Annotated in this window: 16 protein-coding genes and 1 pseudogene; 5 read left to right on the forward strand and 12 right to left on the reverse strand. The window is 72.2% G+C overall.

All coding sequences use genetic code 11. The features are described 5' to 3' along the window. Window positions 1-26 precede the first annotated feature (26 nt). Window positions 27-1124, reverse strand: a complete 1098-nt coding sequence (locus ACIBEF_RS06250) for a winged helix DNA-binding domain-containing protein (protein ID WP_396791658.1) — start codon at window positions 1122-1124, stop codon at window positions 27-29. A 673-nt stretch (window positions 1125-1797) separates the two neighbouring features. On the opposite strand from ACIBEF_RS06250, the gene ACIBEF_RS06255 reads away from it, so the two are divergent. Further along, complete coding sequence (locus ACIBEF_RS06255) at window positions 1798-7260, forward strand: carboxyl transferase domain-containing protein (protein ID WP_396791660.1); 5463 nt, start codon at window positions 1798-1800, stop codon at window positions 7258-7260. A gap of 78 nt (window positions 7261-7338) precedes the next feature. Here the strand turns inward: ACIBEF_RS06255 and ACIBEF_RS06260 are convergent, their stop codons facing one another. From ACIBEF_RS06260 to ACIBEF_RS06305, 10 genes are all read right to left on the reverse strand, one after another. Further along, on the reverse strand, window positions 7339-8226 hold the full coding sequence (locus ACIBEF_RS06260; protein ID WP_396791662.1) for a peptidoglycan DD-metalloendopeptidase family protein: 888 nt from the start codon (window positions 8224-8226) through the stop codon (window positions 7339-7341). Window positions 8227-8332: 106 nt separating this feature from the next. After that, complete coding sequence (locus ACIBEF_RS06265; RefSeq protein WP_396791664.1) at window positions 8333-8911, reverse strand: sigma-70 family RNA polymerase sigma factor; 579 nt, start codon at window positions 8909-8911, stop codon at window positions 8333-8335. Window positions 8912-8978: 67 nt separating this feature from the next. Further along, window positions 8979-10886 (reverse strand): ABC transporter ATP-binding protein, encoded by a 1908-nt coding sequence (locus ACIBEF_RS06270; RefSeq protein WP_396791666.1) that lies wholly within the window; start codon window positions 10884-10886, stop codon window positions 8979-8981. Next, window positions 10883-12589 (reverse strand): ABC transporter transmembrane domain-containing protein, encoded by a 1707-nt coding sequence (locus ACIBEF_RS06275; RefSeq protein ID WP_396791668.1) that lies wholly within the window; start codon window positions 12587-12589, stop codon window positions 10883-10885. Before ACIBEF_RS06275 ends, ACIBEF_RS06270 begins: the two co-directional genes overlap by 4 nt. A 193-nt stretch (window positions 12590-12782) precedes the next feature. Beyond that, window positions 12783-14012, reverse strand: coding sequence for a D-mannonate dehydratase ManD (gene manD / locus ACIBEF_RS06280; RefSeq protein WP_396791670.1), 1230 nt, complete (start codon window positions 14010-14012; stop codon window positions 12783-12785). A 37-nt stretch (window positions 14013-14049) separates the two neighbouring features. Then, window positions 14050-14814, reverse strand: coding sequence for a DUF6069 family protein (locus ACIBEF_RS06285; protein WP_396791672.1), 765 nt, complete (start codon window positions 14812-14814; stop codon window positions 14050-14052). Between the two features lie 5 nt (window positions 14815-14819). Further along, on the reverse strand, window positions 14820-15818 hold the full coding sequence (locus ACIBEF_RS06290) for an RNA polymerase subunit sigma-70 (protein WP_396791674.1): 999 nt from the start codon (window positions 15816-15818) through the stop codon (window positions 14820-14822). Window positions 15819-16158: 340 nt separating this feature from the next. Beyond that, window positions 16159-17070 carry a hypothetical protein gene (locus tag ACIBEF_RS06295; RefSeq protein WP_396791676.1) on the reverse strand — a complete coding sequence of 304 codons (912 nt, stop codon included), beginning with the start codon at window positions 17068-17070 and terminating at the stop codon, window positions 16159-16161. A 12-nt stretch (window positions 17071-17082) separates the two neighbouring features. Continuing rightward, window positions 17083-17844, reverse strand: coding sequence for an SDR family NAD(P)-dependent oxidoreductase (locus ACIBEF_RS06300; protein WP_396791678.1), 762 nt, complete (start codon window positions 17842-17844; stop codon window positions 17083-17085). Window positions 17845-17870: 26 nt separating this feature from the next. Next, complete coding sequence (locus tag ACIBEF_RS06305; protein ID WP_396791680.1) at window positions 17871-18710, reverse strand: fumarylacetoacetate hydrolase family protein; 840 nt, start codon at window positions 18708-18710, stop codon at window positions 17871-17873. 112 nt (window positions 18711-18822) lie between these two features. On the opposite strand from ACIBEF_RS06305, the gene ACIBEF_RS06310 reads away from it, so the two are divergent. The 4 genes and pseudogenes from ACIBEF_RS06310 (at window position 18823) to ACIBEF_RS06325 (ending at window position 22137) form a co-directional block, all read left to right on the forward strand. Continuing rightward, the gene (locus ACIBEF_RS06310; RefSeq protein ID WP_396791682.1) at window positions 18823-19542 is read left to right on the forward strand and encodes a GntR family transcriptional regulator; all 720 of its coding nucleotides are present in this window, start codon (window positions 18823-18825) and stop codon (window positions 19540-19542) included. A gap of 28 nt (window positions 19543-19570) precedes the next feature. Further along, window positions 19571-19810 (forward strand): annotated as a pseudogene (locus tag ACIBEF_RS06315) (heterodisulfide reductase-related iron-sulfur binding cluster); the annotation flags it as partial. A 3-nt stretch (window positions 19811-19813) separates the two neighbouring features. Next, window positions 19814-21538 carry an LUD domain-containing protein gene (locus ACIBEF_RS06320; protein ID WP_396791930.1) on the forward strand — a complete coding sequence of 575 codons (1725 nt, stop codon included), beginning with the start codon at window positions 19814-19816 and terminating at the stop codon, window positions 21536-21538. Beyond that, window positions 21535-22137, forward strand: a complete 603-nt coding sequence (locus ACIBEF_RS06325) for a lactate utilization protein C (protein WP_396791683.1) — start codon at window positions 21535-21537, stop codon at window positions 22135-22137. Before ACIBEF_RS06320 ends, ACIBEF_RS06325 begins: the two co-directional genes overlap by 4 nt. Here the strand turns inward: ACIBEF_RS06325 and ACIBEF_RS06330 are convergent. Further along, window positions 22126-22626 (reverse strand): signal peptidase II, encoded by a 501-nt coding sequence (locus ACIBEF_RS06330; protein WP_396791685.1) that lies wholly within the window; start codon window positions 22624-22626, stop codon window positions 22126-22128. The genes ACIBEF_RS06325 and ACIBEF_RS06330 overlap by 12 nt on opposite strands. Window positions 22627-22734 lie beyond the last annotated feature (108 nt).

A 22734-nucleotide genomic window follows, 5' to 3' on the forward strand; every position in this document is an offset into this window, starting at 1 on the left:
CCCCGGGGTCGGACCGTCCTGGTCCGTCACCGGGGAGACGGATCGACCCGCACCCGATCGCTCTCCTTGTCGGAGAGGAAGGACGCCAGTGCCTGCCCCTGCTCGGCCACGGCATCCCGCTCCGTCCGGGAGAGGCCGCCGAGCGGTCTCACGACGACCGTCCCCGAATCGACGGTCCAGGTCGCCGCGACCCGGCCGTCGACGAGCACCACGCGCTCACCGGCCACCGAGAGGTTACGGTGCGCGTCGTCGATGATCCGACTGCGGTCGTCGTAGCCGAGGATCGCGTTGTCGAACGCTGGCAGGAACCGCACCGGGGCGGGTGTGTCCGGGTCGGGGCGCGGCGCGTCGGGGAGGTCGACGAGCTTCCGGCCACGCTCGTCGCGGAAGGTCACCAACTCGTCCCGCAGGGCGGTCACCACTGCCGGCAGCCCGGCGAGGCCGCACCAGGCGCGCAGGTCGGCCGTGGCCGCCGGGCCGAACGCGGCCAGGTAACGGCGCACGAGCAGCCGGCCGACCTCATCGACCCCGGTCGCGGCCGGCGGGTCTATCTCCCGGCCGAGCCAGGCCGAGAGCAGGACGTAGCGCGCGCCTCCCTTCGCCCGCCACACCCCGCGCGGCGGGACCTGCGTCATCGGTAGCAACGCGACAGCGATCTCGCCCAGCACGCGCAGCCCCGGCGTCGGCCACCGCTCGCTGAGCGCCCGCCCGATGTCGGGCATCGAGCGGGGCTCACCGTCGGCCACCACGGCAAGCGCGGCAGCGGCGAGGTCGTCGAGGTCCACCCCGTCGAGCTCGCCGCGGTAGACCCCGAGCACGCGTTGGCGCAGCATGGCGTCGTGACGGGTGCGCCAGGCCACGACGTCGTCGGCGACGAGCAGGTGGACGGTGCGGCGCATGAGGTGGGTACGCACCACGTGTCGCTGGGTCAGCAGGGTCGAGAGCACCGTCGGGTCGAACGCCCGCAGCCGCGACCACAGCCCGATGAACGGCTCCTGCGGCTCCTGGGCCTGCAGGCCGCCGAGGTGGGCGACGGCGTCGAGCGCCGGCAGGTGGGCGCGGTCGAGCAGCAGCTGCCGGGCGAGCGTCGCACGGTTGAGCGCCCGGGTGTCGAGAATGGTCATCAGGTCCCTTCGGCCGGGCTCATTATCCGACCAGGGGCCGACAGTCCGGGTGCCCAACCGTCTCGGGTACGCGGATTCGCCCCGCCCGGTGAGGCCGGACGGGGCGAATTCGAGCGGGGTGGACCGGTCAGTGCTTGCCGACGAAGATCCCGATGCCGTTGGCGACCATTCGCTCCGTACCGTCGGATGGTGATGGTGATCGGGGTGCCGGTCGCGGGTACCGTGGCGGTCGCGGCGTGGGCGACGCCTGCCGGCGTGACGAGCGCGGTGAGTCCCGCCGCGAGCAGCAGCGCCAGCCGTGGGCGTACGAGGTGCGGTGACCTCATTGCCGCTGCTTTCCTGGTGCGTTCCTGGCCTGGGTCGGGATGGTCGGGCCGGGCGGTTGTTGACCGGACCGGCGATGATCTTCCTGGTCAGCCGATCACCGGGGGTGAACACGGGAGGCAAGGGACGTGAACCGTCCGCACCGCCTTGATCAACTGCCGGAGTGGTCGGATCCGATCGGCACAGCCCTTGGGGGTGCCAAAAAGTTTTGTGGACTTCCTACAACTGAGGGACGGTGGGTTCGGTGGTTGCGCCATAGCGCTGGCCGCCGCCAGCCGGAAAGGTGATCACTGCTGGGAGCCGCCGTCTCTCCGCACGCAGGTCGAGGTCTAGCTAAGGGGTTCTTCGGGTGTTCAACCGTGTCGCCATCGTCAACCGTGGTGAAGCCGCCATGCGGCTCATCCACGCGGTCCGCGAGCTGGCCGCGGAGACCGGCATCCCGCTCGAAACCGTGGCCCTCTACACCGATGTCGACCGCAACGCCACATTCGTCCGTGAAGCGGACATCGCCTACGACCTCGGCCCGGCCTCCGCCCGCCCGTACCTCAACCTGGCGGTGCTGGAGCGCGCCCTGACCGAGACCGGGGCCGACGCCGCGTGGGTCGGCTGGGGCTTCGTCGCCGAGGATCCGGCGTTCGCCGAGCTGTGCGAGAAGATCGGCGTCACCTTCGTCGGCCCCAGCCCGGACGCCATGCGCCAACTCGGCGACAAGATCGGCTCGAAGCTGATCGCCGAGAAGGTCGGCGTGCCGGTCGCGCCATGGAGCCGAGGCGCCGTCGAAACCCTCGCCGCCGCCCAGGCCTCGGCAGCAGAGGTCGGCTACCCGCTGATGCTGAAGGCGACAGCCGGCGGCGGCGGACGCGGCATCCGCGTGATCAGGAACGAGGCCGAGCTGGTCGACGCGTACGAGCGCACCAGCCAGGAGGCGGCACGGGCCTTCGGCAGCGGCATCGTGTTCCTGGAGCGCCTGGTCACCGGGGCCCGGCACGTCGAGGTCCAGGTGATCGCCGACGGGCAGGGCACCGCGTGGGCCCTCGGCGTCCGCGACTGCTCGGTGCAGCGACGCAACCAGAAGGTCATCGAGGAGTCGGCGTCGCCGGTGCTCGACCCGGCGCAGGCCGCCGAGCTGAAGACGTCGGCCGAGCGACTGGCCGTGGCGGTCGGCTACCGCGGCGCGGCGACCGTCGAGTTCCTCTACCACCCCGGTGACCGGTTGTTCGCGTTCCTGGAGGTCAACACCCGCCTCCAGGTCGAGCACCCGATCACCGAGCTGACCACCGGTTTCGACCTGGTCAAGGCCCAGCTGCACGTCGCCGCCGGCGGGCGGCTCGACGGTGCGCCGCCGGCAGAGCGCGGGCACGCCATCGAGGCCCGGCTCAACGCCGAGGACCCCGACCGCGACTTCGCACCGTCCCCCGGCCGCATCGCCCGGCTGGACCTGCCCAGCGGCCCCGGCATCCGGGTGGACACCGGCGTCAGCGAGGGTGACACCATCCCCGCCGACTTCGACTCGATGATCGCGAAGATCATCGCGTACGGCCGGGACCGCGACGAGGCCCTCGGCAGGCTGCGCCGGGCGATGGCGAACACCACGGTGATCATCGAAGGTGGGGCCACGAACAAGAGCTTCGTGCTCGACCTGCTCGACCAGCCCGAGGTGATCGACGCCAGCGCGGACACCGGATGGATCGACCGGGTCCGCGGCGAGGGCCGCCTGGTCACGCACCGCCACTCCGCCGTCGCCCTGGCCGCCGCCGCCATCGAGGCGTACGAGGAGGAGGAGCGCGTCGAGCGTCAGCGGCTGCTGTCGACGGCGGCCGGCGGGCGCCCGCAGGTGCAGCACGCCAGCGGCCGACCGTTGGACCTCAAGCTGCGCGGCGTCGGCTACCGCACCCGGGTGGCGCGGGTCGGCGCGCACCGGTTCCGGGTCGGCATCGAGACCGGCCCCGTCGTGCGCACCGCCGACGTCGAGCTCGACCGCTTCGACCGGCACACCGGTCAGATCGTCGTCAACGGCATCCGCTACCGCCTGCTCACCGGCACGTACGGGCCGACCCACCTGGTCGAGGTGGACGGCGTGACGCACCGGGTCAGCCGGGACGAGGGTGGCGTCCTGCGCTCCCCGATGCCCGCGCTGGTCGTCGCCACGCCGCTGGAGGTCGGCGCGGAGGTCGAGGCGGGCGCGCCGGTGCTGGTGCTGGAAGCGATGAAGATGGAGACGGTGCTGCGGGCGCCGTTCAAGGCGCGGCTCAAGGAGTGCGCCGTCTCGGTGGGCAGCCAGGTGGAGGCCGGTGCGCCGCTGCTGCGCCTGGAGCCGCTCGCGGACGACGCCGAGGAGACCGCTGACGACGCCGGCACCGAGACCGTCGAACTGGACCTGCCCACCGCCGCCACGGACATCCCGGCGTACGAGCGCAGCAGGCGCGGCCAGGAGGACCTGCGGGGTCTGCTGCTCGGCTTCGACGTCGATCCGCACGACGACCGCCGGGTGCTCGACGACTACCTCACCGCGCGGCGGACGGCCACCGAAGCCGGTCAGCGGCCCCTGGCCGCCGAACTCGACCTCATCGAGGTGTTCGCCGATCTCGCCGAACTGAGCCGCAACCGGCCGACGGGTGAGGACGGCGGCGCCGCGCACGTACACAGCGCACGGGAGTACTTCCACACCTACCTGCAGAGCCTCGACGTCGAGCGGGCCGGGCTGCCGGACGCCTTCCAGACCAGGCTCGGCAAGGCCCTCGGCCGGTACGGCGTCACCGACCTCGACCGCACCCCCGCCCTCGAAGCCGCCGTCTTCCGGATCTTCCTCGCCCAGCAGCGCGCCTCCGCGGACGCGCAGGTCATCGCGGCGCTGTTGCGCGCGTGGCTGCTGGAGACCCCGCCGGACGAGACGCTGCGCGAGCCGGCCGGCCTCGCACTGGAGCGGCTGATCGCCGCGACGCAGGTCCGCTTCCCCGTGATCGCGGACCTCGCCCGCGGCGTGGTGTTCGCCTGGTTCGCCCAGCCGCTGCTGCGCCGCAACCGCGCGCGCGTCTACGCCGAGGTCCGTGGGCACCTGCGGCACCTCGACGCGCACCCGGACGCCCCGGATCGCGCCGAGCGCATCGCCGCGATGGTGCGCAGCACCGAGCCGCTGGTCCGGCTGCTCGGCCAGCGGCTCGTCCGCGACAACCTCGACAACGCCGTCATGTTGGAGGTGCTGACCCGGCGGTACTACGGCAACCGGTCGCTCACCACTGTGCTCACCCGCGAGGTCGCGGGCTGCACGTTCGTGGTCGCCGAGCGCGTCGACTCCAGCGTGGTCTCCGCCGCGGTCAGCTTCGACGCGCTGGGCAGCGCCCTGCGCGGGCTGGCCGAGCTGGCCACCGGCGAGGACGCCGTGGACGCCGACATCTACCTCGGCTGGGAGAACCAGCCGGAGGACTTCGACGCGATGGCGGCCGCGCTGGCCGAGGTCATCGCCGCGCACCCGCTGCCGCCCCAGGTCCGTCGGGTCACCACCACCGTCGCGGGTCGCGGCGGAGCGGTGATGCACCACCACTTCACCTTCCGTCCGTCGGGCACCCAGCTGACCGAGGACCGGCTGATCCGTGGGCTGCACCCGTACATCGCGCAGCGGATGCAGCTGGAGCGGCTGCACAAGTTCGACCTGACCCGGCTGCCGTCGTCGGACGAGGAGGTCTACCTCTTCCAGTGTGTGGCCCGGGAGAACCGCGCCGACGAGCGCCTCGTCGCGTTCGCGCAGGTGCGTGACCTGACCGAGCTCCGCGAGCAGGACGGCCGACTGGTCGCGCTGCCGACGGCCGAGGACGCCATCGCCGCCTGCCTCGACTCGATCCGCCGCGCCCAGTCGCGGCGGCCGTCGAAGACGCGCTTCAACACCAACCGCATCGTCGTCTACGTGTGGCCGCCGAGCGAGCTGACCCGCGAAGAGATGGAGATGATCGCCGGGCGGGTCCGCCCGACGACAGCGGGCGCCGGCCTGGAGGAGATCCTGTTCATCGCGCGCCAGCGCGACCGCCGGACCGGCGAGCTGACCAAGATCGCCGTACGGATCTCGTTCGACGCCGCGGGCGGTGCCGAACTGGCCGTCGGGGAGCCGCCGGTCGAGCCGCTCGAGCCGCTCGACGAGTACCGGCTCAAGGTGCTGCGGGCCAGCAGCCGCAACACCGTGTACCCGTACGAGCTGACCGGCCGGCTCGGCGACTTCGTCGAGCACGACCTCGACGACGACCACGCGCTGGTGCCGGTGGACCGGCCGAAGGGGCGCAACAGCGCCGCGATCGTCGCCGGGGTCGTCACGACGCCGACCGAGCGCTACCCCCAGGGTGTCACCCGGGTGGTGCTGCTCGGCGACCCGACGAAGTCGCTGGGCGCCCTGTCGGAGCCGGAGTGCCGGCGCGTGATCGCCGCCCTGGACCTGGCCGAGCGGATGCAGGTGCCGCTGGAGTGGTGGGCGCTGTCCGCCGGTGCCCGGATCTCGATGACCTCCGGTACGGAGAACATGGACTGGGTTGCCGCGGCGCTCAAGCGGATCGTCGAGTTCACCCAGGCCGGCGGTGAGATCAACATCGTGGTCGCGGGCATCAACGTCGGCGCGCAGCCGTACTGGAACGCCGAGGCGACGATGCTCATGCACACCAAGGGCATCCTGGTGATGACGCCCGACTCGGCGATGGTGCTCACCGGCAAGCAGTCGCTCGACTTCTCCGGTGGCGTGTCGGCTGAGGACAACTTCGGCATCGGCGGCTACGACCGGGTGATGGGGCCGAACGGGCAGGCGCAGTACTGGGCGCCGAACCTGACGGCCGCACGGGACGTGGTGATGGCGCACTACGACCACTCCTACGTCGCGCCCGGCGAGGACGCGCCCCGGCGGGCGGTCACCACCGACCCGGCCGACCGCGACGTCTCCGGCTTCCCGCACGACGTGGCGGGCAGCGCCTTCGCCACCGTCGGGGAGATCTTCTCCGTCGAGTCCAACCCGGACCGCAAGAAGCCGTTCGACATCCGTACGGTGATGCGGGCCCTCTCCGACCAGGACCACCCGGTGCTGGAGCGCTGGGCCGGCATGGCGGACGCGGACACCGCCGTCGTGCAGGACGTCCACCTCGGTGGCATCCCGGTCTGCCTTCTCGGCATCGAGTCCCGGTCGGTGCCCCGACACGGCTTCCCGCCCACCGACGGCCCGGACACCTACACGGCGGGCACGCTGTTCCCCCGCTCGTCGAAGAAGGCCGCGCGGGCGATCAACGCGGCCAGCGGCAACCGACCGCTCGTCGTGCTGGCGAACCTGTCCGGCTTCGACGGCTCACCGGAGTCGATGCGCAAGCTGCAACTGGAGTACGGCGCCGAGATCGGCCGGGCGATCGTGAACTTCCGGGGGCCCATCGTCTTCTGCGTGATCTCGCGCTACCACGGCGGTGCGTTCGTGGTGTTCTCGAAGGCGCTGAACCCGAACATGACGGTGCTGGCGCTGGAGGGCTCGTTCGCCTCGGTGCTCGGTGGCGCACCCGCTGCCGCTGTGGTGTTCTCCGCCGACGTCAACGCTCGTACGGCTGCCGACGCGCGGGTGCGGGACCTGGAGGCCAGTGTCGCGGCCGCCAGCGGCACCGAACGCGCCGCGCTGACCGCGGAGCTCGACGAGCTGCGGTCTTCGGTGCGCGCGGAGAAACTGAGCGAGGTGGCCGCGGAGTTCGACCGGGTGCACAACATCCACCGCGCCGTCGAGGTCGGCTCGGTGGACGCCGTCATCCGCGCCGCCGAGCTGCGTCCGCGCATCATCGAGGCCATCGAGGCCCGCCTGGGGTAGAGCGGTCGAAAGGCCCGAACCACGTCAGCACCACCGGTCGACGACCGGTGGTGCTGACGTGTGGAAGGGGGTGAGGCGTCAGTTCCACCGGTCCTGGTTGAGGAAGCGGGCGAAACCTCGCCACGAGTTCGGCCCCATCACCCCGTCGATCGGGCCGGTGTAACCCCACCCCGAGGCGAGGCGCTGCACCGCCGACCAGGTGTTCGCTCCCGGCACACCGTCGATCGGGCCGGTGTAGCCGTAGCCGCGCATGGCCAGTTGCAACGCGGCATAGGTCCGCGCACCGGGCACGCCGTCGATCGGGCCGGTGTAGCCGGAGGTGATCCGCAGCCAGTTCTGCATGCGCTTGTAGAAGATGGTGCCGGGGATGCCGTCCTGCTCGGTGGATGTCTTCGGCAGACCACCGCCGCCCGGGTTCTGGTTGACGTAGGTCAGCGGGTTGATGCGTACGCCGCTGGGGTTGATCATGTGCCAGTGCACGTGCGGGCCCGTCGAGCTGCCGGAGCCGGGGGCGCCAGCCGCACCACCCGAGCGGCCCACTATCGCGCCGGCGCCGACGGCGGCGCCGTTGGCCAGCAGGAACTGCGACAGGTGCAGGTACTGGCTGCGGTAACCGTCCGCGTGCTGGATCGTCACCGTGTGGCCGCCCGTACCGTTGTTCGGGATGTTCTGGATCGTGCCGGCACCGCAGGCCGGCAGGTTCGTCCCGACGCCCATCGCGAAGTCGATGCCGCCCAACGAGCCGCGGTTGAGGTGCTCCTGCCAGCTTCCGGTGATCGGGTAGCCGGCGAACGGGTTGTAGATGGCGGGAGCGGCACGAGCGGTCCCCGGCAGACCGATGACACCGCCGAGGGCGAAGGCCCCGCCGGCCGACACGGTGCCGCGCAACAGCCTGCGGCGACTCAACCCCGGCCGCGGCTGCTTCCCGTCGTCGCCGCAGCAGGCGGGCGGAGGGTCGTGTCTCATCACCAGTCTCCGTACGGTCGCAGATGACCATGGACCATCGAGGGTAGCCACCGAAGTGACTTCGATCAATCCCAGAAACGCCGCACGGTGCCTGTGGAATCCGCCCTCAGCCGATTCGGCGCTCGTGGCTCGGGGCGCCGTCGAGCTGCCAGGCCGCGGCGAGATCCTCGCGGGCCCGGGCCACCCGGGACCGGATCGTGCCGACCGGGCACTGGCAGATCTCCGCCGCCTCGGCGTACGACAGGCCGAGCACCTGGGTGGCGACGAACGCCTCGCGGCGCTCGCGGGCCAGGCCGGCGATCAGCTGGTGCACGGTCACGCTCTCGTCGGCCCCGGCGGTGATCGCCCCGGCCGCCTCGGCCGCCGCCTGCCAGTCCGGCACGGACGCCAGCCTCGGCCGGGCCACCGCCGTACGCACGTGGTCCACGGCGACCCGTCGGGCGATCGTGAACACCCACGTGCGGGCCGACGAACGGCCGGCGAAGCCGGGGAGGTTGCGGAATGCCCGCAGGAACGTCTCCTGGGTCAGGTCGTCCGCCTCACCCGGCCCGGCGAGATGCGACAGGAACCGCCAGACCTGGTCCTGGAGGGCCCGGATGAACGCCGTAGCGGCCTGCCGGTCGCCCTGGCCCGCCTCCTGCGCCCACCGGGTGACCTGGGTGTCGTCAACGCCGCCGGTCCGCACAGACCACCGTCCTGTGTGCCACGGACGCTCCTTTTCGGCCGGGAGGCCGTCGTCGGGACGCCGCCGGTCAGCCGCGCAATCTGGTTGTCGCCGGCCGGTCCGGAAAAGTTCCCGGGGCTCCCCCATTCGGGTGACTCTGGTCCTGGATCCGCTCGGTGTTCTCCCGGGCGGGCGGCGGCACCGGGCCGGGCGTACGCCAGGATCGCCACAGGTTGCTGTAGCCGCCACCGGCCGCGAGCAGCTCGGCGTGCGTACCGTGCTCGGCGACGCGACCCTGGTCCAGGACGACGATGCGGTCCGCGGTGGCCGCCTGGCTGAGCCGGTGGGCGACCACCAACGTGGTACGGCCCTCGGTGGCCGCTACGGCGGCGCGGTCGAGGTCACGCGCGCCCGCGCTGCCCGCCTCCGCGGTGGCCTCGTCGAGGACCGCGACGGCGGGGTCGGCGAGCACCAGGCGGGCCAGCGCGAGATGCTGGGCCTGCGCCGCGGTGAGCTGCCGACCGCCCTCCCCCACCGCGGTCGCCAACCCGTCCGGCAGGGTACGCAGCCACCCGGTGGCGCCGACGAGGTCGAGGGCGCGGGTCAGCTCGGCGTCGGTGGCGTCCGGGTCGGCCAGGCGCAGGTCCTCGGCCAGCGGTCCGGCGAACACGTGCACCTCCTGGCTGATCAGGGCGATCTCCCGCCGGAGCTGGTGTTCGCCGAGGTCGGCCAACGGCACGCCGCGCAGGCGCACCGAACCCTGGCTGGGCTCGACGATGCCGGCGATGATGCCGGCGAGGGTGCTCTTGCCCGCGCCGCTCGCGCCGACCAGCGCCACGCGCTCCCCGGGCGCGAGACGTAGGGCGACGTCCCGCAGCACGACCGGTCCGTCGTCGTAGCGGTGCTGCGCGACGGTCACCTCCAGCGCCGCGGGCTCGGGCCGCTCCGGACGGGCCGGCCGGCGACCGACGGGCGACGCGGTGTCCGGCAGTGTGGTCACCCCGACGAGCCGGGCGAGGCTCGCGCCGGCCTGGAGCACCGAGTCCGATTCGAACAGCAGCAGGCCGATGGGGTTGAACAGGCGGTGGAAGTAGAGGGCGGCGGTGGTCGCCGCGCCGACGGTCGACAGGTCCTCGCGGACCAGCAGGAAGCCGGCGAGCAGCACGGCGGCCAGCCCCACGAACTCGGACCTGTTGATGCGCAGCCCGAACCGGGTGAACAGGCCGAAGATCTCCAGCGACAGGTCGCGGGCGACGCCGGAGCGAGCCGCGATCCGGACGACGTGCGCGTCCTCCATCCGGTAGGCGCGTACCGTCGCCGAGCCGCGCAGCGCCTCGGCCGTCGCCTGCGTCCGCTCGCCCGTCGCCACCCGCTCGCGGGCGTAGTACGGCACCGACCGTTTGAGGTACCAGCGCAGCGCCAGCGCGTACGCCGGTGCGGCGGCCAGCCCGGCGATGCCGAGCCGCCAGTCGAGGGCGAAGAGCCCCAGCGCGGTCAACACGACGGACAGCGTCGCGCCGAGGAAGGCGGGGCCGCTGGTGGCGATCACGTTCGTCACCACTGCCACGTCGTCGCCGGCCCGGGCCACCAGGTCGCCGGTCCCGGCTCGTTCCAGTGTGGCCGACGGCAGGTGCAGCGCACGGTCGAGGACCCGCTCCCGGAGCCGGGCCAGCACAGTCTCGCCGAGACGTGCGGCGACAGCGGCTCCGGCCGCGGTGAGGAGCCCCGCGAGCACCGCCGCACCCGCGATCACGCCCGCCCAGGACACGACCTGCGGTGTGTCGGTGCCGGCGATGACGTCGTCGACGAGGCGACCGAGCACCCACGGCGCGACGAGCCCGGTCGCGGACGCGGCGACCAGCAACGTGCCGGCGACGGCGCTGAGTACCGGCAGGCGGGCGAGCTCGGTCCGGAGGGCGGCCCAGGTCTGCCGGCCGGTGGCCGTTGGCAGCAGCTGCCGGGCCTCGACGCCGCTCGCGGTCGACGGGTCGGTCATCGTAGGACCTCCTCCCGGTAGCGGGTGTCGCTGGCGAGCAGCCGCTCGTGCGGCCCCTCGGCGACGACCCGACCCTTGTCGATCACGACGACCCGGTGCGTGACGTGCAGCAGGGCCGGGCTGGTGGTGATCAGCACCGTGGCGCGAGTGTCCGCCGCGCGAACCGAGGCCAGCCCTTCGGCGAGCAGCGCCTCGGTCACCGCGTCGACGGCCGTCGTGGGGTTGTGCAGCACCAGCACCGGTGGGTCGGCGACGAGCGCGCGGGCGAGCCCGATCCGCTGCCGCTGGCCGCCGGACAGGTTCGCGCCCCGCTCGGTGAGCCGGCGGTCGAAGCCGTCCGGGTGTGCGGTGAGCACGTCCTCGGCGGCGGCAGCCCGCACGGCGGCCCGCAGGACCGTGTCGTCGACGTCGGCATCGGCGCTGAGGTTGGCGCGCAGGGTGCCCTCGAACAGCGCCACGTCGTGTGGCTCCACCAGGACCACGGCGCGGGCGGCGTCGATGTGCAGGTCCTCCACGGGTACGCCGTCGACGTACAGCGTCCCCCGGTAGTCCGCGTGGTGCACCCGGCCGGCCAGCAGCGCGACAAGCGCTTCGGCCTCGCTCGGGTCGTAGGCGAGCACGCCCACGACCTCACCGGCGCGGACGCGCAGGCTGACGGCGTCGAGGCCGGCGTGCGAGACCGCGTCGAGGGCGAGCCGGGACGGGCTCGGGGTGGGCGGCCCGGCGTCGCCCGGCGCGAGGACCGGCGCCGCGCCGAGGACCCGCGCGACCCGCGCCGCCGAGGCGCGGGCCATGGCGAACAGTTGTACGCAGTACCCGAGCGTCTGCACCGGCTCGGCGATGAACTGGGCCAGCCCGACGACGGCGACGAGTTCGCCGATGGTGAGCCGACCCTGGAGCGCGAGCCACCCCGCGACACCGGCGACCGTCGCGAGGAAGAGTCCGTTGACCATGGTGGTGAGGCCGAGGTGCAGGCCCTTGGTGGTAGCGGCGCGGAGGGTCACGTCGAGGGCGTGCCGGCTGGCGCCCGCGTACCGTCGGGCGGCGTGGTCCTGCGCGCCGATGCCGCGCAGCACGCGCAGCCCGGTGACGAGGTCGACGGCGAGTGCCGTCGTGGCCGCGAGGGCCTCCTGCTGCGACGTGCTGCGCCGGGTGAGCAACGGCGCCATCCGCTGGAGGGCGACGACCAGCAGCGGTACGCCGACGAGCACCCCGAGCCCGAGGGGGACGTCGACGACGAGCAACGCGACGGCCGCGACCACGATCGCGGTGAGCGCCGCGGCGGTGAGCCCGGCGACGCGTACGACCAGTGCGGACAGCTCAGCGTCGGAGGCCGTGACGGACAGCAGTTCGCCATCGCGCAGACCCGAGCGGTGTCCGCGCGGGTCGAGGGCGCTCCGGACGATCTCGACGCGGGTCGCGTGCGCCTCGTGTTCGACGGCGGCGTAGGCCAGCCGGGCGCCGGTGCGGTAGGCGAAGGCGAGGGCGGTGAACAGGGCGGCGAGGCCGGCGAGGGAGAGCAGCAGCGCGGCGACGTCCCCGGTGGCCACCGCCCGGTCGATGATCACGCCGATGGCGACCGGTACGAGGGCCTCGGTGGCCTGGTGGGCGCAGAGCAGCACGATGCCGAGCACCACCCGGCGGCGCTGTCGGCGCAGGGCGCGGCGGAGCACCACGCTCCCGCTGATCTCGGCGACTGTCATGCTCGGATCGGTGGGGGCATGGCGGCAGACTCCAGTAGGTGAGGGCAGGCAACCTAACACGCCCTCGGCCAACCGCAGCCGCCGAGTGCGGTGACGCCGGCCGCCTTGCCATGGACGGCAGGGGCCGGCGTCGACGGTCCGCATCCGCCTCGGCTACCGCTCCCCCGCCGGAGCCACGTGCCGGCCACCCGGCTCACCAGTCATGCACCGTGCCGTCCTTGAGCCGGTTGAACGGCAGGTACGCCGGCTCGTACGGGAACCGGGCCGCCGCCTCCTCGTCGAGCTCCACCCCGAGCCCCGGCTGGTCGCCCGGATGCAGGTAGCCGTCGGTGAAGGTGAACGACTGCCGGAACACCTCGTTGGCCAACGGGGTGTGCTTCATGTACTCCTGGATCCCGAAGTTGTGGATGGCCAGGTCCAGGTGCAGGGCCGCGGCCATCCCCACCGGGGAGATGTCGGTCGGGCCGTGGATGCCCGACTTGATCTGGTACTGGGCGGCGAAGTCGAGCAGCTTGCGCATCGCGGTGATGCCGCCGGTGTGGGTGACAGCGGACCGGACGTAGTCGATCAACTGCTCCCGGATCAGGGTCTGGTAGTCCCAGACGGTGTTGAAGACCTCACCGATGGCCAGCGGGGTGGTGGTGTGCTGGCGGACCAGCCGCAGCGCCTCCTGGTTCTCGGCCGGGGTGCAGTCCTCCAGCCAGAACAGGTCGTACGGTTCGAGGGCCTTGCCGAGCTTGGCGGCCTGGATCGGCGTCATCCGGTGGTGACCGTCGTGCAGCAGCGGCAACTCCGGGCCGAACTCGCCACGCACCGCCTCGAAGACCGACGGTAGGTGGCGCAGGTACGCGCGGGTGTCCCAGTCCTCCTCGACGGGCAGCGGCGTGCGCTGCGCGGGCTCGTAGTCGTAGCGCTGGCCGGTGGCGCTGGGCTGCGCGGCCACCCCGTAGACCGCGTTGATCCCCGGCACCGCGGTCTGCACCCGGATCGACCGGAAGCCCTCGTCGAGGTGGCGGCGGATCGAGTCGAACAGCTCGGGGATGTCCCGCCCCGACGCGTGCCCGTACGCCATGATGCCGGTGCGGGACGCGCCGCCGAGCAGTTGGTACAGCGGCATGCCGGCGGCCTTGGCCAAGATGTCCCACAGCGCGACATCGACCGCGGCGATGGCCGCCATGGTGACCGGGCCCCGCCGCCAGTACGCCGAGCGGTACAGGAACTGCCAGGTGTCCTCGATCCGGTGCGGGTCCCGTCCCATCAGCAGAGGAGCGATGTGGTCGCGCAGGTACGAGGCGACGGAGAGCTCGCGGCCGTTGAGCGTGGCGTCGCCCAGACCGGTGATGCCCTCATCAGTGGTGATCTTGAGGGTGACGAAGTTCCGGTCGGGGCTGGTCACGATGATGTCTGCTGCGACGATCTTCACGGGGTGCCTTTCGTTCCTCCAGAACGGGGGTTGGAGTCTAGGCCGACAAAGGCGATCGGCGCGGCCGGCGACCGGCCCGAAGGCTCCGGGTCAGGACCGGGATCATCACCGCCGCAGCGACGACGTGCAGCCCGACAAGGGCGGTGACGGTGGCCGCGTTCGCTCCGGAGATGAGGGGCGGGACCAGCGAGATCACGGTCAGGGCCACCGCCGTCCACACGAACCGGTCGGCGGGTCGAGCACTCCAGCGCAGCAGCGCCACGGCGATGACGACACCCACCACCGAGAAGAAGCCGGTCACCACGGCGATCCCGGACAACGGAATCGTCTCGCCACCATCGGGGATCTCGAAATCGACGCCGGCGGCCCGGGCCAGCGCGGCGGCGAGGGTGGTGCTCACCACCGCCGCGAGCGTGGCGATCACGCCGGTGCCGGCGAGCCCACGGAATCGGTGGGTGTAGCGGGTTGGGCCCGATGCCGGGCCGGCCACGCTCCCGGTGTCCTTCATGCTGTTCATGTCGTCTCCCTCACATGGAGGCTGTCGTACCGGATGTGTTGGCTGACGTGTGACGGCACCGGGCGTGAAGACACGCACTCGCGCCGTGCGACGGTCGGGGTTGCACAGCGCACGGACGCCGGTGCCGCGCAGCCAGAAGCCGGCGTCGCGCCCGAGGACCGGCCCGGGCTCACCGTCGCGCAGCTCCAACTGCACCCGCCCGCTGGTGACCACGCCGAACGCGTCGTGCCACTCCGCCGCGACCACCTCGGCACGCGCGCCGCCGTGCAGCGTGAGCGTCCGCACCGGGACTACTCCGTGCCGTCCGCCGGCAGGCGTTCCGGCAGCCCGAGCCGCGGGAACTGGTCGTCGTGGAAGATGAAGACCTCGGTGATCGCGCCGCCGGTGATGCGCAGGACGTCGATCGTCAACGGCAGGTACGCGCCCTCCTGCTCCCGCCAGTGGTAGAAGGCGACAGCGGGCTGGCGGTTCACCGAGGTGGGGACCGCACGCAGGCCCTTCATGCCATCGAAGCCGTCCTCGACCCAGCTGTTCACCACCGCGTCGCGGCCGACGTACAGGCCCGGCGTGGGCGGCATCGAGTAGCGGACGTCGTCTCGCAGCATGGCGGCGAGCGCGTCGACGTTCGTGGCCACGCTGGCGTCGGTGAAGCGCCGCACCAGCTCGCGCGTGCCGGCGTCCTCGTCGCCGCCGGTCCAGTCCTGCCGCTCGGCGGGCAGGTGCTCGCGCATGCCGGCGCGAGCCCGCTGCAAGGCACTGTTGACCGAGTTGACCGAGTCCCCGAGCAGCTCCGCGACGTCCCTGGCGGGCCAGCCGAGCACGTCCCGCAGGATCAGTACGGCCCGTGGACGCGGCGCGAGGTGCTGGACCGCGACCAGGTACGCCAGCTCGATCGTCTCCCGCGCGACGGCGACGGTCTCCGGCTCGTCCGCGTCGCCAGCGGGCAGCTCGTCGAGCAACCGGTCCGGGTAGGGCTGCAACCACAGCACCTCGCCGCCGGTCGCCGGCTCCGGGCGGCGCTTGGCGAGCAGGTCCAGGCAGGCGTTGGTGGCGATCCGGTACAGCCACGCCCGGAACGTCGACCGCCCCTCGAACGTCTCCCGCCGCCGCCAGGCACGCAGGAACGTCTCCTGCACGGTGTCCTCGGCGTCCTCGAACGAGCCGAGCATCCGGTAGCAGTGCACGTGCAGTTCCCGCCGGTGCCGCTGCGCCAGCCCCGAGAACGCCGGCTCGTCGACCTCGCCCAGACCGCTCACGCCCAGCTCCTGCAGCCGCGTTTCCGCACTCATCACGTCATCCTTCCGCCTCGTCATGTCCTGTCGCAGGTATGACGGGCGCGGATGCGACAACTCATCGCTCGGGCCTGATCGAGATGGCAAGTGGTGCTGGGATAATGCCCAGATGGTCGTCGTCGCGGGTCGCACGCCCCGACCAGCGTGATGACTCAGGGGCATCATGATGCCCCTGAGTCATCACGCTCGCAGCCGCATCCACCGCTCGCCGGAGCGGAGGCACTGCGGGCTGGTCCCGCCGCACAGAGCGCTCTGCTTGATGTTGCCGCTGCCGTCGATGTAGTGGTGGGTGACGACGATGACGTTGTGCCGGGCCGGAGGCGTACGTGCAGCGGTCCTACCGGCTGGTGCCGCCGCTCGATCGACTCGTGCCGGCGGCGGAGGGCCGGTGCGCGATGCGGGGCGCCCGCACGGCGGAGGCGTTGCCCGCCCCCGGGCGGTAATCCCGTGCCGCGCTGGCCACCATCTCGTCGGCGTCGCGGGTAAGCGTCTCCCGGATGTGCGGCGGAACGAACTCGGACGTCGCCATCGCCAGTCGGACCTGCACCGCGCGGTCGTCGACCAGGCGGGCGAGGTCCGCCTCGCTCAGCTCGACGGCCCGCACCAGCGCGGCGCGGACGTCGACCACCGGGTCCGCGGCGAGCGCGCTGCGCTGCGCGGCGGTGGTCCGCGGGTTGCGGGCAACCCCCTTGCGTACGCGTGCGGTGCGATCGGCCAGCAGGGCGTCGATCACGTCGGGGTCGTGGGTGTGCGTGCCGAGTCGTTCCCGTACCTCGGGTGACACGTCGTCGATCAGCTTGGCGGCCAGTTCCGGCTCCAGTTGACGACTTTCCGCCAGGAGCCCGCGAAGCTCCTTGTCCGAGGTCTTCGACATGACCTGGCGGATCGACTCGTCACAGGCCGGATTGCTGGCGACGGCCCAGCGGACCCACCGGTCGGCGTCCTTGACCAGGCGCATGAGGTTGGCGATCGACGTGGAGGGGTTCCTCGCCACGGCCTCCCGGACCTGACGGTCCTGGTCGCGGGTGAGCGGTCGCAGGGCCTGCGCGGGTGCGTCGGCCCGAGAGGCGACCGCCTTGCGGACCAGGACCGACGGGTCGGACGCCAGGTCGATGAGGGTCATTTGTGGCGTTGTGGGGTCCTGAGCGAGGGCGAGCCGAGCGTCAGCGCTGCCACCGATCGGACGGTGGGCGGTGGTGCCGGACGCGCTGTGACGGTCGGCCGCGCCGACGTCCTGCTGTTTCCCCATGCCGCAATCATGTCACGCGCCCGATTCGGCAGGATTGGCCACGGGCGGAACCGGGGCGGGCAGGCGCAGGCCGGACATGCCGCCGTCCACCGGCAGCGACGAACCGGTCACCGACCTGGTCGCGGGCGAGGCCAGGTAGACGACGGTGGCGGCCACCTCGTCGGCGGTCACCAGTCGGCCGGTCGGCTGGCGGGCGGCCAACTGCCGCTTCTCCACCGTCGGGTCGGCCGCACCGGCGAGCAGGCGGGCCACCCACGGCGTGTCGACGGTGCCGGGGGCGACACAGTTGACCCGGACGCCCTCCGTCACCAGGTCGGCGGCCATGGCCAGGGTGAGGGCGTGCACGGCACCCTTCGACGCCGAGTACAGGGCGCGCTTGGGCAGACCGGTGGTCGCGGCGATCGAGGAGATGTTGACGATCGCCGCGGACGACGACCGGCGCAGGTACGGCAGAGCGACGGCGCTGGTTCGGGCCACGCCGGAGACGTTGACGTCGAGTACGCGGCTCCACTGCTCGTCGTCGTTCTCCTCCACAGTGCCCACGGCCGAGATGGCGGCGTTGTTCACCAGGATGTCGATGCCGCCGAACGTCTCCGCGACCGAGGCGACGGCCGCGGTGAGTGAGGACCGGTCGGCCACGTCCGCCTGGACGCCGAGCACCCCGGGGGTCTCGGGCAGCCCGGACAGTTCCAGGTCCAGGACACCCACCCGGGCGCCGGCGGCGACGAACGCCCGCACGCAGGCGAGGCCGATCCCCGATGCGCCTCCGGTCACCACCGCCACGAGACCGTCACACCGCATCAGGCGTCCCGGAGCGTGTTGCGCTGCCGACCGAGGCCGTCGATCTCGACCTCCATCACGTCGCCGACGGCCAGGTACGGGAAGCGGCCGGATAGCGCCACTCCCTGCGGGGTGCCTGTGTTGATGACGTCGCCCGGGTCCAGGACGGTGTACTGGGACAGGTGCCAGACCAGGTACGCCACGTCGAAGATCATGTCCTTGGTGCTGGAGTCCTGGCGGGGCTCGCCGTTGACCCAGGAGCGCAGCCGCAGCGCCTGCGGGTCGCCGATCTCGTCGGCGCTGACCAGCCACGGGCCGAGCGGTTGGAACGTCTCACAGGACTTGCCCTTGGACCACTGACCGCCGGAGACCGCGAGTTGGAAGTCCCGCTCGGAGACGTCGTTGGACAGCACGTACCCGGCGATGTGCCCGAGGGCGTCGGCCGGTGAGGCGAGGTAGCGGGCCGTTCGGCCGATCACCACCGCCAGCTCCACCTCCCAGTCGGTCTTCGTCGATCCGCGCGGGATCAGGACCTCGTCGTACGGGCCGACGACGGTGTTGGGCGCCTTGTAGAAGATGATCGGCTCGGTCGGTGGCTCGGCACCGGACTCGGCGGCGTGCGCGGCGTAGTTCTGCCCGACGCAGAGCACCACCCCCGGCCGGGCGATCGGCGCGCCGACCCGCTGCCCGGTGACGTCGATCTCGGTCAGGTCGGTGGCCTCGCGGGCCCGCCGGACGCCGTCGCCGGCAAGGAACTCGCCGTCGATGTCGGCGGTGAGCGACGAGAGGTCGAAGTGCCGCCCATCGACGTGCAGCACGGGGCGTTCCCGTCCCACCGGCCCGACGCGCATGAATCTCACGAACCAACCTCCACCGCCTGGATCGCCAAAGACCCAATTTCCTATAGGATGTTGTTCGGCTCGTGTGTACTCGCTCACACCGGCGCAGTCAAGGGGTCGCTGAGGAGACGAGATGGCCCAGCAGGAACCTCGCGAGGGTCGACTCCGCCCCGCCCGTCGGCTCACCCTCGCCGAGGACGTCTACGAGTCGATAAAGACGCTGGTCATGGACCACGTCCTTCCGCCCGGCGAGCGGGTCAACATCGACGCGCTCGCCCGGGAACTGGACGTCTCCCCCACTCCCGTCCGTGAGGCCCTCGCACGGCTGGAGGCCGACGGACTGGTCCGTAAACGCCCACTCTCCGGCTACACCACGACACCACTGTTGAGCCGTGCCGAGTTCGACGACCTGTTCGACGTCCGGCAACTGCTGGAGGGCGCCACCGCCGGGCGGGCCGCCACCCACGCCTCCGACGAGGCTCGCCAACGGATCAGCGTCGAGGCGGCGGCGAGCATCGACGTGGAGGCCGGCGACGGATATCGCCGCCACGCCGCCTTCACCGCACTGGACGCGACGTTCCACGACCTGATCGCCGAGGTCTCCGGCAGCCCGTTGCTGCGGGACACCATCACGCGGCTGCACTCACACCTGCACCTGCACCGGCTGTACTTCCCGGCCGCCGGCGCAGCGGACACCAACACCGAGCACCAGCGCATCGCCGCCGCCATCGTCGCCGGCGACGCGACAGCCGCGACCGAGGCGATGCGTGCCCACCTCAGCGCCGCCCGGGAGCGCCACCTGCCCGCCTTCGACCGGCTCCCCACCCCCGCGACACCGCGCGACTCGGCCTGACCCACCCCCACAGATCCGAGGAGCCGCCATGCGGATCGCCCTCTTCATCACCTGCGTCAACGACCTCGCGTTCCCGGCCACCGGCATCGCGGTCACCCGCATCCTGCGGCGACTCGGCCACACCGTCGACTTCCCCGCCGACCAGACCTGCTGCGGTCAGATGCACGCCAACACGGGTTACCGGGCCGAGGCCATGCCGATGGTGCGCAACTACGTCGACGTCTTCGACTCCTACGACGCCATCGTCGCGCCGTCCGGGTCGTGCACCGCGATGATCCGCGACCAGTACCCGCGCCTGCACGCGCCGGCCACCTCGGTGGCCGCCCGCACGTACGAGCTGTCCGAGTTGCTCGTCGACGTTCTCGGCGTCACCGACGTCGGCGCCGAGTTCCCGGAGACGGTCACCTACCACCCGACCTGCCACGGCCTGCGGATGCTGCGTCTCGGCGACCGACCGCTGACCCTGCTGCGCCAGGTGCGCGGAATCCAACTGGTCGAGCTGGGCGACGCCGAGGAGTGCTGTGGCTTCGGCGGCACGTTCGCACTGAAGAACCCGGACGTCTCCACCGCCATGCTCACCGACAAGTGCGCCCGGGTCCGCGACACCGGCGCACGGGTGCTCGCCGCGGCCGACAACTCCTGCCTGGCCCACATCGGCGGCGGTCTGAACCCCCGCACCATCCGGGCCAAGCGAGCCCGGGTCGTCGACGAGGTACCCGACTGGGAGGCTCTGCGCGACACCGGCTCGGCGATCAAGGCGGACGTCCAACGGCGGTTGCCGGAGTTGCTGGAGCAGTTTGAGGCGTCCGTCACCGCCGCCGGCGCCACTGTGCACTGGGCCCGCGACGCGGCCGAGGCGTGCCGGATCGTGGTCGAGCTGACCCGGGCCACCGGGGCCGACGAGGTCGTGAAGGTCAAGTCGATGGCGACCCAGGAGATCGAGCTCAACGAGGCGCTGGAGGCCGCCGGGATCGCCGCGTACGAGACCGACCTCGCCGAGCTGATCGTGCAGCTCGGCGAGGACACCCCCTCGCACATCCTGGTGCCGGCGATTCACTACAACCGGGCCCAGATCCGGGAGATCTTCGAACGTCGCATGGCCGACGCGCCGCCCGACCTGAGCGACGAACCGGCCGCGCTTGCCGAGGCGGCCCGCGCTCACCTGCGACGGCGTTTCCTCTCGGCCCGGGTCGCCGTCTCCGGCGCGAACTTCGCCGTCGCCGACACCGGCACCCTCGTGGTGGTCGAGTCCGAGGGCAACGGCCGCATGTGCCTCACCCTCCCCGAGACGCTGATCAGCGTCGTCGGCGTCGAGAAGCTGCTGCCGACCTTCACCGACCTGGAGGTCTTCCTGCAACTGCTGCCGCGGTCCTCGACCGGTGAGCGGATGAACCCGTACACCTCGATGTGGACCGGTGTCACCCCCGGGGACGGCCCGCAGGACGTGCACGTCGTGCTCGTCGACAATGGCCGCTCCGCTGTGCTCGCCGACCCGGTCGGGCGGCCCGCGCTGTCCTGCATCCGCTGCTCCGCGTGCCTCAACGTCTGCCCGGTGTACGAACGGGCCGGTGGTCACGCGTACGGCTCGGTGTACCCGGGCCCGATCGGCGCGATCCTGTCGCCGCAGCTGACCGGCGTCGCCGACAACGCCTCACTGCCGTACGCGTCGACCCTCTGCGGCGCCTGCTACGACGTGTGCCCCGTGAAGATCAACATTCCGGAGATCCTGGTCCACCTCCGCCAGCAGGCACCGCACCCGCCTGCGGAACGGGCCACCATGCGGCTCCTGTCCTGGGTGATGCGCAGCCCCCGACGGTGGACCGCCGCCCTGCGCCTGGCCCGGGCCGGCGCGGGGCCGCTCGGGGCGTACCGTCAGCGGCGCAGCGGCGCTCGCACGCTGCGTCGACTGCCCTGGCCCGCGTCGGCGTGGACCCGGTCGCGTGACCTGCCGCTGCCCGCGCCGCAGACCTTCCGGGAATGGTGGGGAAAGCAGTGAGCGCACGTGACGAGATCCTGGCGCGGCTCCGGACAGCCCTGGCCGACAGCCCGCCGCCGGTGCAGGTGCCCCGCCGCTATCGCCGGGTCGGCGACCACCCCGACCTGATCGAAACCCTCGTCGACCGCCTGGAGGACTACCGGGCCGTCGTCCACCGTGGCACCGGGGCCCTGCACCGGCTGCTCGGCGAGGTCGGCCGGCTCGCCGTTCCTACCGACACCCCCGCTGACTGGCTGGACGGCTACGCCGGAGAGCTGCACCGCGACGCGCCCCCGCTGTCACCGGCCGCGCTCGACGGCCTGGACGCGGTCCTGACCGGCTGTGCCGTGGCGGTCGCCGACACGGGCACCATCATCCTCGACGCCGGCCCGACGCAGGGGCGACGCGCGCTCACCCTGGTGCCCGACCGGCACATCTGTGTCGTCCGCACCGACCAGGTCGTCGGCCTGCTGCCGGAGGCGCTGGCCCGGCTGGACCCACGCGCGCCTCTGACCTGGATCTCGGGCCCTTCCGCGACGAGCGATATCGAACTGAACCGGGTCGAGGGAGTGCACGGACCGCGCCGCCTGGAGGTCGTCCTGGTCAGCTCAGGAGTCTGACGGCACCTGCTCGCGGGGCTCGCCCGCCGGTTCCCGCAGCGGGACGCCGCGCACGTTGAGCAGCATGACGATGCCGACGCCGACCACCAGGGCGATGTCGGCGACGTTGCCGACGAAGAACCCGGCGTAGTCGATGAAGTCCACCACGTGTCCCCGCGCGAACCCCGGCTCGCGGAAGAGTCGGTCCAGCAGGTGCGTCGTCGCGCCGCCGAGCACCAGGCCCAACGCCACCGCCCAGGGACGCGACGTGACCCGCCGGGCCACCACCGTCACCGCGACCACCGCCGCGGCGGCGAACACCGCGAAGATCCAGGTGTACGCGGAGCCGATCGAGAAGGCCGCGCCCGGGTTGTAGACGAGGCGCAGTTGCAGCAGCTCACCGAGGAGCGTGATGGCCTGCCCGTCGGACAGCGCGGACTCGGCCCAGAATTTGGTGGCCTGATCGGCGGCGAGCACCACGGCAGCGATCAACACGACGGCGCGGAACATCCCGGAACCCTAGCCGGTCACCGGTGACCGTCACCACCGGAGAGTGAGGCCCTGTCCGACGGGCCGCGCCGGGCATGATGCCGGTGTGTGGCAATTGCAAAGGACTTG

The organism is Micromonospora sp. NPDC050795 (assembly GCF_044456785.1).
GTDB lineage: Bacteria > Actinomycetota > Actinomycetes > Mycobacteriales > Micromonosporaceae > Micromonospora.

What these genes read in the sequence shown, in the direction of transcription:
- ACIBEF_RS06250 (WP_396791658.1), bottom strand. Translation starts at nt 1,124, where the DNA reads ATGACCATTCTCGACACCCGGGCGCTCAACCGTGCGACGCTCGCCCGG.
- ACIBEF_RS06260 (WP_396791662.1), bottom strand. Translation starts at nt 8,226, where the DNA reads ATGAGACACGACCCTCCGCCCGCCTGCTGCGGCGACGACGGGAAGCAG.
- ACIBEF_RS06270 (WP_396791666.1), bottom strand. Translation starts at nt 10,886, where the DNA reads ATGACCGACCCGTCGACCGCGAGCGGCGTCGAGGCCCGGCAGCTGCTG.
- ACIBEF_RS06275 (WP_396791668.1), bottom strand. Translation starts at nt 12,589, where the DNA reads ATGACAGTCGCCGAGATCAGCGGGAGCGTGGTGCTCCGCCGCGCCCTG.
- ACIBEF_RS06290 (WP_396791674.1), bottom strand. Translation starts at nt 15,818, where the DNA reads ATGAGTGCGGAAACGCGGCTGCAGGAGCTGGGCGTGAGCGGTCTGGGC.
- ACIBEF_RS06295 (WP_396791676.1), bottom strand. Translation starts at nt 17,070, where the DNA reads ATGGGGAAACAGCAGGACGTCGGCGCGGCCGACCGTCACAGCGCGTCC.
- ACIBEF_RS06310 (WP_396791682.1), top strand. Translation starts at nt 18,823, where the DNA reads ATGGCCCAGCAGGAACCTCGCGAGGGTCGACTCCGCCCCGCCCGTCGG.
- ACIBEF_RS06320 (WP_396791930.1), top strand. Translation starts at nt 19,814, where the DNA reads ATGATCCGCGACCAGTACCCGCGCCTGCACGCGCCGGCCACCTCGGTG.
- ACIBEF_RS06330 (WP_396791685.1), bottom strand. Translation starts at nt 22,626, where the DNA reads ATGTTCCGCGCCGTCGTGTTGATCGCTGCCGTGGTGCTCGCCGCCGAT.